Origin of the sequence: Odoribacter sp. N54.MGS-14 (assembly GCF_000980295.1) — a bacterium.
GTDB lineage: Bacteria > Bacteroidota > Bacteroidia > Bacteroidales > Marinifilaceae > Odoribacter > Odoribacter splanchnicus.
Map to the genome: position 1 here is coordinate 1 of NZ_LARL01000006.1, position 15295 is coordinate 15295.

A 15295-nucleotide genomic window follows, 5' to 3' on the forward strand; every position below is an offset into this window, starting at 1 on the left:
TCTTATTTTCTGCAAATTTACGCTCTTGGAACCATATAAACAACTGTACTACAATATTTTAATTTATAGAACTCCTCTAAAACAAAATGCCGGAGCTAAAATCAGAATAAACCAATAAATCCGCCGGGAAGCCAGACGTCTGAATTCCCGTTTCATTAAAGCCGATAACAAACCGAGCGTACTCATAATTTTTTCAAAACACTCATTCCCGGACGCAGTCCATCTACTTTGTCCACCGGTTTTGCCTTTACCCGGAAAGTTTTTACATCATACTGCCCTGTCGTTTTGGTAGCCCGCCAGGCAGCGTAACTTCCCATATCCTTCAGATAAGTGACTTTCAATTCCACTTCGCGATTATCCAAAGCAGGCACAAAAGCTTTAAATGTTTCTCCTACCCTGAAATCGTTCAGCTGGTCTTCACGCACATTAAAAGATACCCACATGTCCGATAAATCCAAAATATCCATCACCGGTGCCCCTGTACCGACCAATTCTCCGACCTTCGGATACCGCTCGGAAATTTCTCCGTCTATCGGAGAGATCAAATAAGTCTCTTTGACATAAGCCTCCACTTCTGCGACAGCCCCTTTCGCCCGGTTCAGTTGAGCCTCTGCAGCTTGTTTATCTTCTCTTTGTGCACCATTGCGTGCCATCTCGTATTGGGCTTTAGCAGCCTGTTCGGTAGCCATCATAGCTTTGTAATTAGCTTCGGCCTCATCTTTCTTCTGGGCCGGCACAACCTCACTCTCATAAAGTTTCAGGATCCGGTCGTATGTTTTTTTCGCTACCTCGGCAGCGGCTTTTGCTTTTTGCCAGGTTTGGTAAGTCATTACGATCTGTTCGGAGCGGGTACCTCTTTCAGCCTTTTCGTTCAGAGCCTGGGCAGCAGCCTCCGCCGCTTCGGCCTGACTATATTTGGCCAGCACCTCAGGACTATCCAGGATAGCCACCGTATCCCCCCGGCTCACCTGTTCTCCTTCATTAAAACGGAATATTTCGATCCGCCCCGGCACTTTTCCGGAAATACGTACTTCCGTTGCCTCAGCCTCTCCCTGAATATACTCAGGTTTCGGCTCCCAAAACAGAAAACCGAAAATTGCCACCAAAAGCACCAAAACAATGATTCCGGTAAAAGTCACCAATTTTCCATTCATCTTTTCCATACTATCTTTTCGTTTATAATTTCTATTCTTTGCCTAATATACCATACGCTTTTTGCAAATACACTTCACACAATTTCATTTCTATCTGTGTATCGATCAAATCGGTATGAGCAGCCAACCAAGCCGTTTGGGCTTCCAACACATTGGATACCGGGATCGTCCCTTCCTGAAATCCCAGGTTGGCATACTTCAAATTCTCATCGGCCTTCACCTGATTTTTTTCAGCCACTTCCATCTTCCGGGCAGCTTCTTTGACCTTCAACCGGGCCTGGCTTACCTGTAACTCTATCTTTTCGCGGGCTTCCTGTAATTTAAAATTCATCAGACTGGTCTCCGCCCTGGCACTACGCACCGTTTTCCGGGAAGCCCCCCAATGGAATATAGGTGCTTTAACGCCGATACCGACACTCCACATCCCGTCGAATCCGGTACTTATCCCATCGAAGAAAGAAGGGGTCATGGCAAAATAATTAGCCATAAAAGCCACTGTCGGCAGATAAGCCGAACGGGCAATCTTTTCTTTCTTCCGGTAAATATCCGTTGCCAGCGTCAGGCTACTGATCTCCGGACGGTTATCATATACCTGCTCGATATTCAACCACTTCGGTTCGGCCTGAGGCAAAACATTCAATAATTCTTCTTGCAGGGTATAAACCGAATCTACAGCTAATCCACAGATTTGGTTCAGATTCATACGAGCCAGACTCAAACCGTCCTCCACCCGCAACAGAGCCATCTCTGCCTGGTTCAGTTTTACCTTCACCGAGAGCATATCCGCCTTAGTCGATACGCCGGTTCGGTACATCACTTCGATATCATGTTCGAATTTCTGTAAAGTCTCGACAAATTTAACGGCTAATTTCTGTCGGTTGACCAGAGATACGATTTGCCAATAAGCTTCGTCGGTTTCCTGGATAATATTTTGCAATTCCTGTTCTCTCCCGCTCTCGGCCAATTTCTCGGACAACCCTGCCAGTTGGTTATAGGCTCTGATCTTACCCCCCATATAAATCGGTTGTGTCAGTCCTACCTGCAAAAGAGCCATATTTCTATCATCCACGGTCATCGCCTCTTTGGGCAACAGAGCATAATCTTTAGGGACATATTGGCCGTTATTCATCACAGGTTTTCCGTCTGCTCCGATCATAATCTGATCTTTACCGAGCGTCCATTTACCGTCTTGTCCGATCGTACCGACAGGCAAATGGGCATCTTCGGATAATAAATTGATCTCTTTCTGATTGCGCATATAAGTCCCCATCGCATCCAAAGCAGGCAAATATTTGGTAAAAGCCTCTTCTTTTTTAGCTTTTGCTGCGTTTATCTGCTCATCGGCCATTTTCAACTTTTTGTTATTTTCCAGAGCCAACAGCCTGCACTCTTCCAAGCTCATCACTTTTTGCCCATATACACCGGCAATCGTTCCTAACATTAATATTCCACAAATCAACTTCTTCATACGATCGGTTATTGAATAATAAATTCTATCTATTATAACGTAATTTGTTTTATACTTTTCGGTATGTATTTCAATAAAAAAATTATTCTCCGACAGCCAGAGAATAAAGTTGTTCATATTGTGATCTCACCGCCGACAATGCATAAGATATATCCTGATGCATGATCAGATAGTTTATCACACCGACGCTAATATTCAGCAAATTCTTTGCCAAAATAGAGGTATCCACATCATTTCTCAATTCTCCGGCCCGTTTGGCATTCAATATCAACTGTTCTAACTTAGAAAGTCGCAACATTTTCGAAGCCAAAACCACTTTTTTAAATTCGGGGAATAGGGCGATCACTTCCACGATCAACGAAAGGCAAAGAATTTCAGGAATTTCACTACTGAATGTCCGTGCTGAATAATTATGTATCCCGGTCAATTTCTGAATAGTGAGGTCGACATATTCCCGCAATGTCGAAATATGCCCGAATTCTTCGGTTCTTTTTGAGTTCAGCAAGGCATAATAAGAATACAATCCCTCCTTCAGTACTTCTTCTTTATTGGTGAAATGATAATAAAAAGTACCGCGGGTAATTTTCGCAGCCCGTTCTATATCACTCAGCCGCACAGCCTTAAACCCTTTTTTCAAGAAGAGCAGAAAAGCGGTTTCTATGATTTGCCGACGGGTATTATTCATTTTTTTATCAATAAATAATATTGTTCAAACTGCATACGCATATCCGAAAACATAAAGTGCAAATTATCGGTACCCAACTCGATATTCAACATACTGGTCGACACCGACATCAGGTTACGCGCCAATACCGAGGTATCGAGCGAACCTTTGATCTCTCCCTGCTGTTTCGCCTTCAAGATCATATATTCCCAACGGGACAAACGATCTTTAGACAACTCGTCAATCCATTTACGATATTCCGGGAAGAGAGGGGCTACTTCCAAAACCAACTGAAAAAAAGCGATATCTATAATAAAAAAGTCGAACATCTGTTGTAATTGTTCAGCTCTTCGTTCTTTCCGGGCCACTACGATATCTATGTAGGCCTTCAATGAACCGACTTCCAAAAACTCTTCTTCGCTTATCTCACTGACTACGGACAAATACTTTTCGATACCGGCTTTCAGTATTTCTTCTTTATTCCGAAAATAATAATAAAACGCACCTTTCGTCAAACCGGTAGCTTTCTCCAAATCTTTCAGCGAACAAGCTTTATATCCTCTGTTCAGAAATTGGAAAAAAGATTTATTCACTATTTCATCTTTCAAATCCGGCATATTTTTATACTTTTCGGTATGCAAAAATAGTAAATAATTAACAAAATTACAACAATAAATATCAGGATTAATATTTATTTTCAAAATCGACCGATTGAAGGTTCAACTACGGAATGTAGTTTATAAAAAAATTCGAAGCGGTTTTTCTGAATGGTACAGGCCGTCGTGTTTATCTGCTTGGGATTATACAGGTAGTTACGAAGATTCGGTATACGTTGTACAACAATTATTTACCGACAGAACCATTGGATACGGACAATAATCCGTTCCCTACAACGCGATAGCCTCATCTAAGGTTATTTCTTCCTCTTCGAGCACATCTTTTCCGCGTTTCAACAGATAATCAAAAGTTACCATGACCCTTTCTCCGGGTAGAAGCTGTAACAAACGGGCGGGTTTGATATTTTTGATATTTTCCAGTTTCTCTGCAAACTTTTCTTCAGCCAAACGGTCGTTTTCGGCCCGGGTTTCTTCAGAGAAACTAACTTCACCTACAAATCCCTGTTGTTGCAAAGAATCCAATAAAATAGTATTCATCTCGACAACACTTCCTTTGTCATTTGTCACAGTAGCTTTCAGCCCGGCCACATCGAACGAGTAGCTGGAATCCACATCATCTTCACTACACCCCACACAAAATAGCATCGCTCCCCATACGATCAGTATATACTTCAAGTTCATATTATTTTGATTTTCCGCTGCAAAGATATAGAAATAATTCAGAGGCAAAAAATCCGGTATTCACAAAGGTATCTATTTCCCGGAATTAATCCGGTCTACAATAACTGCAATAGCCCCGTCACCGGTAACATTAGTCGCCGTACCGAAACTATCCATAGCAATATAAAGTGCGATCATCAATCCCTGGGCAGTTTCATCGAATCCCAACATCGACTGTAACAATCCCAAGGCTGCCATAATAGCACCTCCCGGCACACCCGGTGCTGCCACCATAGCAATCCCGAGCATCATAATAAATCCGGCGAATTGGGCAAAATTTATTTCCATACCACTCATCAACATGATGGCCATCGAACAAGCGACGATTTTCATGGTACTCCCCGACAGATGAATCGTAGCACACAACGGGATAACGAAACCGGCCAAGTCAGGACGTACGCCATTCCGTATCGTTTGCTCCAGGGTTACAGGAATCGTTGCCGCCGAAGATTGGGTGCCTAAAGCAGTCATATAAGCAGGTAACATATTGCGGAACAAACGGAGGGGATTCTTTTTACCGACCATACCGGCGATAAAAAACTGAATAAACAACAAGACTACGGTCATCACAAAAATAACGACAATAATCTTCAGAAATACATTCATCACTCCGGCAACCTGCCCGGAATTGGTCATATTCAGGAAAATACCGAAAATATAGAGAGGTAAAACAGGGATAATCACGGCAGTAATCACCTGATTGATAATGTCTTTAAAATCATCCATAACCGACTTCAACCGGTTGCCGTCGATCACCGACATTCCTAAACCTAACGTAAAAGCCAATATCAGAGCCGACATAACTCCCATGACAGCAGGCATTTCAACAGTGAAATACGGTTGTAAGGCAACGGTATTATCCGCCACAGCCGACAGCTTATCGGAGGTATTTAACAACCAGGGATAAGAAAGATCACAGGTAAAATAAGTAAAAAAGCCTGAAAACAAAGTAAAACCATAAGCCAGCAAAGCGGTTATCAGCAACAAACGTCCGGCTCCTTTCCCCAGATCGGCGATTCCGGGAGCCACCAAGCCTAATATCAATAACGGAATAATAAAATTCAGGAAATTACCGAACAAAGAATTAACAGTCAAAAAAATCCGGACAATCCAACCGGGAAAGAAAAGTCCGCACACAATACCTAAAGCAATAGCAATAATAATACGAGGCAATAGACCTAATTTCATCTTTTTCATAGACAATCATTTTCTAATATTAGTATTTACCCACAATAATTCAAACGTTTCCGGAACCACAATGTTACAACAAAAAAATGAGTCTGTAAAGTTTAAGAACTTTATTAAGTCAGTAAAATTACTAATAGCGAGAAATAAGATTATTCGGCCGATTTATCTTATATTTACCGCAGAAAACAAAAAAACAAGATGACAAAAGACAAATGGCTGGGACATGGAGCAATACTGGCTACGAATCTGATTTTCGGCTTAAATACGCCCATAGCGAAAACCATTGTCCCGGAATGGATCAGTCCGTATGCTCTTACCTTTGTAAGGATGGTTTTTGCTACCCTTGTTTTTTGGGGTATCGGCTTACTGGCTCCGAAAGAAGAAGTCGGAAAACGGGATCTATGGACGATCTTTTGGGGTGCCTTATTCGGTCTGGTAGGGGCACAAGTATCTTTTGCCAATGCCCTTCTGTACACCTCCCCGGTCAATATTACCATCATTGCAGCCATGACCCCGCTCGCGGTTATGCTGATCGCAGCCCTGATATTAAAAGAGCCCGTCACATTCAAAAAAGCTGCCGGAGTTTTGATCGGAGCATCGGGTGCCTTACTGATCATTTTTCAATCGTCGGCTATAAATACCGATTCATCCGGCAATTGGATAGGTAACCTACTTTGCATCGTTAATGTAATCACTTATGCCATCTATTTAGTCATCACCCGTCCTATCTCACAACGTTATTCCGCCATCACTCTGATGAAATGGATGTTTTTATTTTCAGCCCTTATCTCTTTTCCTCCCGGTATTTCCGATCTGCCGGAAGCTAAAGTCTTCGGCACAGAAAGCAACCCATTCGTTATCCTGAAACTGAGTTATATAGTCATTATGGCAACCGGCATCGCTTACTTCCTGGTTCCTATGGCTTTGAAACGAATTCGTCCCACTACAGCCAGTATGTACAACAATTTACAGCCGATCATCGCTTCCATTATAGCGATTCTTATCGGACAAGATGTATTCAGCTGGGACAAACCGATCGCCGCTTTACTGGTATTTACAGGTGTGTACCTTGTGACACAAAGCAAAGCGAAAGAAGAAGTAAAAGGTATAAAATAAAAAGTAAAAGGTGGAAAATCGATCTCTCCACCTTTTACTTTTTATTTTATACCTTTTACCTTACTCATTTCTGATTCAGATAGGCATCGAGCATCCACAACAGCTTTTCCTGACTTGAAACATAAGAAGAAAACACATCCTGAGTCCCATCGTCCCCAATCTCTGCAGCGACACTCAAAATTTCACGTTCCTGTTTCAACAATACCTGCACATCCTCTACAACAGCCCGCAAACAAGCATCTCCGTCAGTAACATTTTCTTTAGCTTTCAAAGTAGCCACTTTAGTATAAGCTGCATAAGAATGCAAAGGTACACCACCTAAAGTAAGAATACGTTCAGCAATTTCATCTACCTTTTCGATAGCATCGTTGTACAACTCTTCAAATTTAGCATGCAGAACGAAGAAACGGTTACCTCTGACGTTCCAATGAAATCCACGCAGATTCTGATAATAAATCTGATAGTTGGCTAACAACTCATTTAAAAGGTTTACTACTTGTTGAGCATTCTCTGAATCCAATCCGATTAAATTTTTCGTTTTCATAATTCTTATTTTTAATTGATTTCTACTATTTCTTATTTCTTCGATACAAATATATAACCGCTTAAATTATAAATCAAATCAATAATATTTACAGTATAATTTAAATAATCTATAATTATTCATAATCAATACATTAAACACAATAAAACCACTAAAACAAATCCATTTTTTTCAAACCACAAAAAAATCGGCGTTTCCATTCAAAATGTTTCCCGGAAGGAGCAGGTTATTTAAAATATTCTTTCTAATTTAAGGTCGGTAAAAAATGATCATCCACCGATGGTATATTTGTCGCTAATAAATTGTTATAAATAAATCTATAAATTATGGAAAAACAAGCCGCTTTGGATCTGCTCGAATTTATACACGAGAGTCCGACCAACTTCCATGCTGTCCTCAGCATCAAACAACGCCTTCAGGCTCATGGTTTCAAACAGCTTTTTTCAGGAGAAGCCTGGCATATCGAACACGGGGGTAAATATTTCGTGACCAAGAATCATTCTTCTTTATATGCTTTTATTCCGGGCAACGGTAATTTGGCAGAAGAAGGCTTTAAACTGATTTGTGCACATAGTGATTCTCCGACTTTCCGGATCAAACCCCATGCAGAAATGCCGGTGGAAGGGAAATACCTGAAACTGAACACAGAAGTTTACGGAGGCCCGATCATGTATACCTGGTTCGACCGGCCTCTGTCTATGGCCGGACGGGTCATGGTCAAGAGTGACAAACCCCTTAAACCGGCCACTCAATTCATCAATTTCGACCGGCCGTTGCTTGAAATACCCCATATCGCCATCCATTTCAACCGGGCAGTAAACGATCAGGGTAATCCGCTCAGCAAGCAAAGAGATATGCTTCCTGTCATAGCCATGATCAACGAGACTTTCGAAAAAGACAATTTCCTTCTGAAGCTTATTGCTCAGGAAATGAATATTCCGGCAGAAGATATCCTGGATTTCGACCTCACCTTATATGAATATGGTAAAGGAACTTTATTCGGACTAAACAACGAATTTATCTCTTCCGGCCGGTTGGACGACCTGGCTATGGTTCATGCAGGCCTGACGGCTCTTCTCGATTCCAAGCCATGTAATAAGACCAAAGTGTTAGCCATCTTCGACAACGAAGAAGTAGGCAGCGGCACCAAACAAGGTGCAGCATCACCGATACTGCGGACTATTCTGGAACGGGTAGCTTTCAACCAAGGTTATAAAATCGAAGAGCTCTACCGGGCCATACACAATTCTTTTATGATCTCGGCCGATATGGCTCATGCCTTGCATCCTAATTATCCCGAAAAACACGATCCGACCAACCATCCGATCATGAACCAGGGACCGGTAATCAAAATCAACGCAAACCAAAAATATATAACTGACGGTGATTCGGCAGCTGTATTCGCTACAATTTGTAAGATGGCCGGTGTACCTTATCAGACTTTTGTCAATCATTCGGATATGGCAGGAGGTTCTACCTTAGGAAATATCCTCCTGACGCAAATGGAAATGCGCGGAGTAGATATAGGTAACCCCATGTGGGCCATGCACTCTGTTCGTGAAACAGCCGGTGTGCTCGATCAGGATTATGTGATCAAAGCGTTTACGACTTTCTATAACATTTAAAATCAGGGACTACCTGAGGAGCTATCCCCACAAATCAAAAAGTCTGATTTGTGGGGATCAGTGTTTTAACCGGCAAGATCAAATTTTAATTTCACAATTGATTCTTCGGACGATTCTATTACCAATATTTTTTTAATTTTGTAATAAAGAAAATCAATTATGAAAATTATCACTTATAACGTCAATGGCCTGCGTAGTGCTTTATCGAAAGGATTTACGGACTGGCTGGCAGAAGAGCTACCGGATATTGTCTGTTTACAGGAAACGAAAGCCCAACCGGATCAAATCCCCACACTTGAATTCGAAGCTTTAGGTTATCGTTCTTTCTTTTTCTCAGCCGAGAAAAAAGGCTACAGTGGGGTAGCCATCCTGACCAAAATCACCCCCGATCATCTGGAATACGGAATGGGGATGCAGGAATACGATCGGGAAGGACGTTTCTTGCGGGCCGATTACGGCGACCTTTCTATTGTCAGTGTCTACCATCCTTCAGGCACCACCGGAGAGGAAAGACAAGCTTTTAAAATGAAATGGCTCGAAGACTTCCGGCATTATGTTATGAAACTCAGCAAAACCCGTAAAAAACTGATCCTTTGCGGGGATTATAACATCTGCCATCGTCCGATCGACATTCACGATCCGGTACGGAATGCCAACAGTAGTGGTTTCCTACCCGAAGAACGGGAATGGATGAGCCTGTTCCTGGAATCAGGATTTACCGATACTTTCCGGTATTTTCATCCCGAAGAACCTCATCAATACACCTGGTGGAGTTTCCGGGCGAATGCGCGGAACAACAATAAAGGCTGGCGTATCGACTACTGCATGGTCAGCCCGGAAGTCATCCCTCTGCTAAAAGATGCCCATATTCTACCCCAGGTAAAACACTCGGATCACTGTCCGGCAGTCGTTGAATTGAAAGTACTCTAAAGTATGAGAAAAGTACGTTTCGGAATAATAGGTACCAATTTTATTACCGACTGGATTCTTGAAGCAGCCCGCGAAGAGTTGCGTTTCGAAGCCACGGCCGTTTGTTCGCGAAGCAGGGAAACGGGCCAGGCTTTTGCCCTTAAGCACAGCATACCACACCTCTTCACTTCGCCCGAAGAAATGGCAGCCAGTTCTTTGATCGATGCCGTATATATCGCTGTCCCTAATTCTTTACATGCGGCTTTAAGTATTCTTTTCATGCAACAAGGGAAACACGTCCTTTGCGAAAAGCCCCTGGCTTCTAATGCAAAAGAAGCCAGGGAAATGATCCGGGTAGCCCGGCAAAATGGCGTTACTTTGATGGAAGCCATGAAATCGACTCTTACCCCTAACTTCCGGCAACTTCGCCGGCATTTAGCGGAAGCAGGATGCTTAAGACGCTATTTTGCCAGCTATTGTCAATATTCTTCGCGTTATGACAAATTAAAAGCGGGAATTGTATTGAATGCTTTTAATCCCGAACTTTCGAACGGGGCTATGATGGATTTAGGAGTTTACACCGTATATCCCCTGGTCGTCCTTTTCGGCCGCCCTAAACGTATTAGCGCCACAGGATTGAAACTTTCGACAGGAGTAGACGGCCAAGGGGCTGTAAACTTCGAATACGAAAACCTGAATGCTACCGTTCTGTATTCAAAGATTGCAGATTCCTTTTTACCTGCAGAAATCCAGGGAGAAAAAGGAACTTTTATTTTAGATCGTATTCAAACCATCCGTGAAGTAAAATTTATCCCCAAAGGGGGACAAATCCAGGATCTTTCGGTCCTGGCCTCACACAACGAATATTATTATGAAATAGCGGAATTTATCGATCTGATAGAAAGAAGGCTATGCGAATCGACGATCAATAGTCATGATCATTCGCTCGCCACGCTTGAAATCATCGATGAAGTACGCAAACAATCAGGGATCATTTATCCTGCCGACAAATAACCATCATGAACAAAGCCAAAGTATATTTCACCAACCTGAGGACCACCCCCAACAGCAATCTGTTGGATAAAATGGAGCGTTTGGTCAGAAAAGCAGGTATTGCCGATATTTCATTCGAACAGCAGTTTACAGCAATAAAGATTCATTTCGGAGAACCCGGAAATCTAGCCTACATACGGCCCAATTATGCCGCCCGCCTGGTACAAGTTTTACGTTCTTTAGGTGCCAAACCTTTCCTGACAGATTGTAACACGCTTTATTCCGGACGCCGGGCCAACGCCGTAGACCATCTGCAAAGTGCTATGGAAAACGGTTTCAATCCGATTTCCGCTCAATGCCAGGTAATCATTGCCGACGGACTTAAAGGGACGGAGTACAGGGAAATAGAAATCGGGGGAGAATATTGTCAGGCTCCGAAAATCGGAGCAGCGATTGCCGACGCGGATATCATCGTCACGATGAACCATTTTAAAGGACATGAACAGGCTGGATTCGGCGGAGCATTGAAAAACCTCGGCATGGGATGTGCCAGTGTAGGAGGGAAACTCGAACTTCATTCTGCTTCCCAACCCGTTATCGATAGCCAAAACTGTAAGAAATGCGGTATCTGCATCAAACATTGTGCCCACGAAGCCATCCACTTCGATGCACAACATATTGCAGAAATAGATTATTCACGTTGTGTCGGTTGTGGTCAATGCGTGGCACTTTGTCAATACGATGCCGCCGTGATGGGCGAAAGCGACACTTCCGAACGCCTGAATTATAAAATAGCAGAATACACACAGGCCGTACTAAAGGACAAACCTCATTTCCACATCAGCTTTATCATGAACGTATCCCCCGAATGTGATTGCTGGAATCACAATGATGCTGCTATTATTCCGGATCTGGGAATTTTGGCTTCGTTCGATCCGGTTGCGCTCGATAAAGCCTGTGCCGACCTGGTCATTGCAGCCCCTGTCATCGGAGGGAATAAACTCTCGGAAGCTCATCCCCATGAACACCTGCAAGGGACGGATAAATTCCATCTGATCCATCCCGATACCAATTGGCTGGCCGGACTTCAACACGCAGAAAAAATAGGGGTCGGGACACTCGATTATGAACTGATCTCCGTATGACCCGTTACGGTCGGACTGTAAAAAACGCCGAGGGATTATTCGGGACTTTGCCCCTTATGACATGAAAAAAACAGATTTTCCGATCGATCCCATCGCACCTCTTTAGCTACGGGAAAAAAGAAAGGAAGCCTTTTTGACTTCCTTTTGTGGGCGCTGAGGGATTCGAACCCCCGACCCTCTGGGTGTAAACCAGATGCTCTGAACCAACTGAGCTAAGCGCCCGTGCGATCTTGTTCGATTGCGGGTACAAAAGTAGTAGTTTTTTCTTTCACTCCAAACAAAATGCTGTTTTTTTTCAAAATTATTTCAAATAATCGGCAAAGATTTCATCGAATAATTCCCCCCGGGTCAATTTCCCATCCTTTACACAAATCGATTCCACCCGGCCACGGGCACATAACTTATCATCCGACAGCCGATAAATATCTTCTAAAAACACCAGCTTAGCCCCTTCCCGGGATATATTCAATTTAACAGAAAAACGATTCCCGCTGATCAAAGACACTTTATAGTCGATCTCGACCCGGGCCACCATCGCATCGATACCTTGCTGATGTAATTCCCCGAAATTAGCACCGGCATGCTCCAAAAACTCATGACGGGCATGCTCCATATAATGCTGATAATTGGCATTATTCACCACCCCCTGCAAATCACACTCATAATCCCGGACTTTCATCTCCAATTCAAAAATATACTTTCTCATAACTTTCATTTAAAATCACAACAAAGATAAGGGTTCTTTTTCACTCATTCGGTTTATCTATATAAGCATAGAAACTATCGATCAAAAATATTTTATTTATCGACATAATTGATATATTTTTGTATCGAAAAGAAAAAACAATAACAATTTAAAAATAAAGATTATGCAAACAATTATCAATTCTCAGCTTCCTGAATTCAGTGTACAGGCATTTCAAAACGGTCAATTCAAAACAGTAACCGACAAAGATGTAAAGGGTAAATGGGGAATCTTCTTCTTCTATCCAGCCGACTTCACTTTTGTTTGTCCGACCGAATTGGTCGATATGGCTGAAAAGTACGAACAATTTCAGTCCATGGGTGTGGAGATCTACTCTGTAAGCACAGACTCTCACTTTGTACACAAAGCATGGCACGATGCTTCTGAAAGCATCCGTAAAATCAAATATCCGATGTTGGCAGACCCGACAGGAGCTTTAAGCCGTGCGTTCGGAGTCATGATCGAGGAAGAAGGAATGGCTTACCGGGGAACTTTTGTTGTGAATCCGGAAGGCCAGATCAAAGTTGTAGAAATTCATGACAATAACATCGGGAGGGACGCGAACGAACTTTTAAGAAAAGTTGAAGCGGCTCAATTCGTAGCCACTCATACCGGTGAAGTTTGCCCGGCTAAATGGAAAAAAGGTGAAGCGACCTTAAAGCCCAGTATCGACTTAGTCGGTAAAATTTAATCCCGGACTAATTTCAGGGTTTCAATGGTCCGACCGGTTGCTGAAAAGTCTGCCTGCCATTGAAATCCTTTATCATCTTCTGAAAAAATATACGCTATGTTAGAAACAGCATTAAAAGACCAGTTACGCACCATTTTTGCACCGCTGGATTCCCGATACACTTTTTTAATCCGGCTTAATCCCCGACACGAAAACCGGAATGAATTGATCGAACTATTAGAGGATGTCGCCTCTTGTTCAGAAAAAATCAATTACCGGCTGGAAGAAGGAGAGGGGCTGGAATTTGAATTGCTGAAAAATGAACAAAAAACGAGGATCAAATTCCGGGGCATACCGAACGGTCACGAATTCACTTCTTTACTATTGGCCATCCTCAACAGCGACGGCAAAGGGAAAAACATACCCGACGGGAGCTTACAGAAACGTATAGCAGCCTTGAAGGGACCGATCCGGTTAACTACCTATGTATCCTTAACATGTACGAATTGTCCGGATGTTGTACAGGCCTTGAATCTGATGGCTATCCTGAACGACAACATAGAACACGAAATGGTAGACGGAGCGATAAATCAAGCCGAAGTAGAGGCTCTGCATATACAGGGAGTGCCTTCGGTATATGCCGACGGTAAGCTCATACACGTCGGACGGGGAGAATTCGGAGAACTCCTTGAAAAATTGGAGGCGACCTACGGTTCGGAGAATACCGGCCAGGAAATCCCGGAAAAGAAATACGACGTCCTGATCGTAGGAGGTGGTCCGGCAGGCTCTTCGGCAGCCATCTACTCGGCCAGAAAAGGACTGAAAGTAGCCATCATTGCCGAGCGTATCGGAGGCCAGGTGAAAGAAACCGTGGGTATCGAAAATCTGATTTCTATTCCTTACACAACAGGTAGTCAGCTTGCCGATAATCTGCGTACCCATCTTCAACATTATCCGATCGATCTGTTCGAACATCGGAAAGTGGAAAAAATGGAGCATACCGGAAAAGAAAAAATTCTTTCGGTAACCGGAGGAGAAAAATTTGTCGCCCCGGCTATCATTATCGCTACCGGAGCTAGTTGGCGGCGTTTGAATGTACCTGGCGAAACAGACTATATCGGTAAAGGAGTAGCTTTTTGCCCCCACTGTGATGGTCCTTTTTATAAAGGAAAACACGTGGCTGTCATCGGAGGAGGTAATTCAGGAATCGAAGCAGCGATCGATTTGGCGGGAATTTGTTCTAAAGTAACTGTTTTTGAATTCCTGGAAGAGTTAAAAGCCGATCAGGTATTACAGGAAAAAGCGAAAAGTCTGCCTAATGTAGAAATTCTGGTCAACTCCCAAACAACCGAAGTGGTGGGAGACAAAGAAAAAGTGACAGGTATTCGCACAAAAGACAGGACAACGGGTAATGAACGCTTGTTCCCTCTGGACGGTATTTTCGTACAAATCGGACTAGCAGCCAATAGCAGTGCTTTTAAAGAAATTGTCGCGACCAATCGTCTGGGAGAAATCATCATCGATGCCCATTGCCGGACCGACATTCCGGGTATCTATGCAGCCGGCGATGTTTCCACCGTCCCCTATAAACAAATTATTATCTCAATGGGAGAAGGAGCCAAAGCAGCACTCTCAGCTTTCGAAGACCGTATTAAAGGGGTATTGGATTAACATCACTTTATTTTTGATTCGGTTCGTTTCTCAGGAAGCCTGAAAAACGAACCTTATCCGTTTTCT

At 43.0% G+C, this 15295-nt stretch carries 15 protein-coding genes and 1 tRNA gene; 7 read left to right on the forward strand and 9 right to left on the reverse strand.

Annotated elements, in window-relative coordinates:
• Nucleotides 1-182 precede the first annotated feature (182 nt).
• From WS42_RS02255 to WS42_RS02280, 6 genes are all read right to left on the reverse strand, one after another.
• Nucleotides 183-1163 (reverse strand): HlyD family secretion protein, encoded by a 981-nt coding sequence (locus WS42_RS02255; RefSeq protein WP_022159799.1) that lies wholly within the window; start codon nucleotides 1161-1163, stop codon nucleotides 183-185.
• A 22-nt stretch (nucleotides 1164-1185) separates the two neighbouring features.
• Nucleotides 1186-2622 (reverse strand): TolC family protein, encoded by a 1437-nt coding sequence (locus WS42_RS02260; RefSeq protein WP_046450707.1) that lies wholly within the window; start codon nucleotides 2620-2622, stop codon nucleotides 1186-1188.
• 82 nt (nucleotides 2623-2704) lie between these two features.
• Nucleotides 2705-3307 carry a TetR/AcrR family transcriptional regulator gene (locus WS42_RS02265; protein WP_013612959.1) on the reverse strand — a complete coding sequence of 201 codons (603 nt, stop codon included), beginning with the start codon at nucleotides 3305-3307 and terminating at the stop codon, nucleotides 2705-2707.
• Entirely contained in the window at nucleotides 3304-3903 is a 600-nt protein-coding gene (locus WS42_RS02270; RefSeq protein ID WP_041556879.1) for a TetR/AcrR family transcriptional regulator, read from the reverse strand. The genes WS42_RS02265 and WS42_RS02270 overlap by 4 nt, the downstream gene beginning before the upstream one ends.
• A gap of 270 nt (nucleotides 3904-4173) precedes the next feature.
• Nucleotides 4174-4584, reverse strand: coding sequence for a hypothetical protein (locus WS42_RS02275; protein ID WP_013612957.1), 411 nt, complete (start codon nucleotides 4582-4584; stop codon nucleotides 4174-4176).
• A gap of 72 nt (nucleotides 4585-4656) precedes the next feature.
• On the reverse strand, nucleotides 4657-5820 hold the full coding sequence (locus WS42_RS02280) for a dicarboxylate/amino acid:cation symporter (protein ID WP_013612956.1): 1164 nt from the start codon (nucleotides 5818-5820) through the stop codon (nucleotides 4657-4659).
• Nucleotides 5821-6009: 189 nt separating this feature from the next.
• On the opposite strand from WS42_RS02280, the gene WS42_RS02285 reads away from it, so the two are divergent.
• Entirely contained in the window at nucleotides 6010-6927 is a 918-nt protein-coding gene (locus WS42_RS02285) for a DMT family transporter (RefSeq protein WP_022159801.1), read from the forward strand.
• Between the two features lie 64 nt (nucleotides 6928-6991).
• Here WS42_RS02285 and WS42_RS02290 read toward each other — a convergent pair whose 3' ends face one another.
• A complete protein-coding gene (locus WS42_RS02290; RefSeq protein ID WP_013612943.1) occupies nucleotides 6992-7471 on the reverse strand; it encodes a Dps family protein in 480 nt (159 codons plus the stop codon).
• Between the two features lie 326 nt (nucleotides 7472-7797).
• On the opposite strand from WS42_RS02290, the gene WS42_RS02295 reads away from it, so the two are divergent.
• The 4 genes from WS42_RS02295 (at nucleotide 7798) to WS42_RS02310 (ending at nucleotide 12143) form a co-directional block, all read left to right on the forward strand.
• On the forward strand, nucleotides 7798-9096 hold the full coding sequence (locus WS42_RS02295) for a M18 family aminopeptidase (RefSeq protein WP_013612942.1): 1299 nt from the start codon (nucleotides 7798-7800) through the stop codon (nucleotides 9094-9096).
• A gap of 159 nt (nucleotides 9097-9255) precedes the next feature.
• Nucleotides 9256-10026, forward strand: a complete 771-nt coding sequence (locus WS42_RS02300; protein ID WP_022159802.1) for an exodeoxyribonuclease III — start codon at nucleotides 9256-9258, stop codon at nucleotides 10024-10026.
• A gap of 3 nt (nucleotides 10027-10029) precedes the next feature.
• The gene (locus tag WS42_RS02305) at nucleotides 10030-11019 is read left to right on the forward strand and encodes a Gfo/Idh/MocA family protein (protein ID WP_022159803.1); all 990 of its coding nucleotides are present in this window, start codon (nucleotides 10030-10032) and stop codon (nucleotides 11017-11019) included.
• 5 nt (nucleotides 11020-11024) lie between these two features.
• Nucleotides 11025-12143, forward strand: coding sequence for a DUF362 domain-containing protein (locus WS42_RS02310; protein ID WP_022159804.1), 1119 nt, complete (start codon nucleotides 11025-11027; stop codon nucleotides 12141-12143).
• Nucleotides 12144-12290: 147 nt separating this feature from the next.
• Here WS42_RS02310 and WS42_RS02315 read toward each other — a convergent pair.
• Both WS42_RS02315 and WS42_RS02320 read right to left on the reverse strand, forming a co-directional pair.
• Nucleotides 12291-12365 (reverse strand) — tRNA-Val (locus WS42_RS02315).
• 79 nt (nucleotides 12366-12444) lie between these two features.
• Nucleotides 12445-12849: an acyl-CoA thioesterase gene (locus WS42_RS02320; protein WP_013612938.1), complete on the reverse strand. Its 405-nt coding sequence runs from the start codon at nucleotides 12847-12849 to the stop codon at nucleotides 12445-12447.
• 163 nt (nucleotides 12850-13012) lie between these two features.
• Between WS42_RS02320 and ahpC the strand changes: the two genes are divergently transcribed.
• Both ahpC and ahpF read left to right on the forward strand, forming a co-directional pair.
• On the forward strand, nucleotides 13013-13579 hold the full coding sequence (gene ahpC, locus WS42_RS02325) for an alkyl hydroperoxide reductase subunit C (RefSeq protein WP_022159805.1): 567 nt from the start codon (nucleotides 13013-13015) through the stop codon (nucleotides 13577-13579).
• Nucleotides 13580-13675: 96 nt separating this feature from the next.
• Nucleotides 13676-15229, forward strand: coding sequence for an alkyl hydroperoxide reductase subunit F (gene ahpF / locus WS42_RS02330; RefSeq protein WP_022159806.1), 1554 nt, complete (start codon nucleotides 13676-13678; stop codon nucleotides 15227-15229).
• Nucleotides 15230-15295: the final 66 nt, after the last annotated feature.

Excerpts from the sequence above, each read along its gene's own strand:
- WS42_RS02310 (WP_022159804.1), top strand. The coding sequence starts at position 11,025 with ATGAACAAAGCCAAAGTATATTTCACCAACCTGAGGACCACCCCCAAC.
- WS42_RS02275 (WP_013612957.1), bottom strand. The coding sequence starts at position 4,584 with ATGAACTTGAAGTATATACTGATCGTATGGGGAGCGATGCTATTTTGT.
- WS42_RS02290 (WP_013612943.1), bottom strand. The coding sequence starts at position 7,471 with ATGAAAACGAAAAATTTAATCGGATTGGATTCAGAGAATGCTCAACAA.
- ahpF (WP_022159806.1), top strand. The coding sequence starts at position 13,676 with ATGTTAGAAACAGCATTAAAAGACCAGTTACGCACCATTTTTGCACCG.
- WS42_RS02320 (WP_013612938.1), bottom strand. The coding sequence starts at position 12,849 with ATGAGAAAGTATATTTTTGAATTGGAGATGAAAGTCCGGGATTATGAG.
- WS42_RS02260 (WP_046450707.1), bottom strand. The coding sequence starts at position 2,622 with ATGAAGAAGTTGATTTGTGGAATATTAATGTTAGGAACGATTGCCGGT.
- WS42_RS02270 (WP_041556879.1), bottom strand. The coding sequence starts at position 3,903 with ATGCCGGATTTGAAAGATGAAATAGTGAATAAATCTTTTTTCCAATTT.
- WS42_RS02285 (WP_022159801.1), top strand. The coding sequence starts at position 6,010 with ATGACAAAAGACAAATGGCTGGGACATGGAGCAATACTGGCTACGAAT.
- ahpC (WP_022159805.1), top strand. The coding sequence starts at position 13,013 with ATGCAAACAATTATCAATTCTCAGCTTCCTGAATTCAGTGTACAGGCA.
- WS42_RS02295 (WP_013612942.1), top strand. The coding sequence starts at position 7,798 with ATGGAAAAACAAGCCGCTTTGGATCTGCTCGAATTTATACACGAGAGT.
- WS42_RS02305 (WP_022159803.1), top strand. The coding sequence starts at position 10,030 with ATGAGAAAAGTACGTTTCGGAATAATAGGTACCAATTTTATTACCGAC.
- WS42_RS02265 (WP_013612959.1), bottom strand. The coding sequence starts at position 3,307 with ATGAATAATACCCGTCGGCAAATCATAGAAACCGCTTTTCTGCTCTTC.
- WS42_RS02280 (WP_013612956.1), bottom strand. The coding sequence starts at position 5,820 with ATGAAAAAGATGAAATTAGGTCTATTGCCTCGTATTATTATTGCTATT.
- WS42_RS02255 (WP_022159799.1), bottom strand. The coding sequence starts at position 1,163 with ATGGAAAAGATGAATGGAAAATTGGTGACTTTTACCGGAATCATTGTT.
- WS42_RS02300 (WP_022159802.1), top strand. The coding sequence starts at position 9,256 with ATGAAAATTATCACTTATAACGTCAATGGCCTGCGTAGTGCTTTATCG.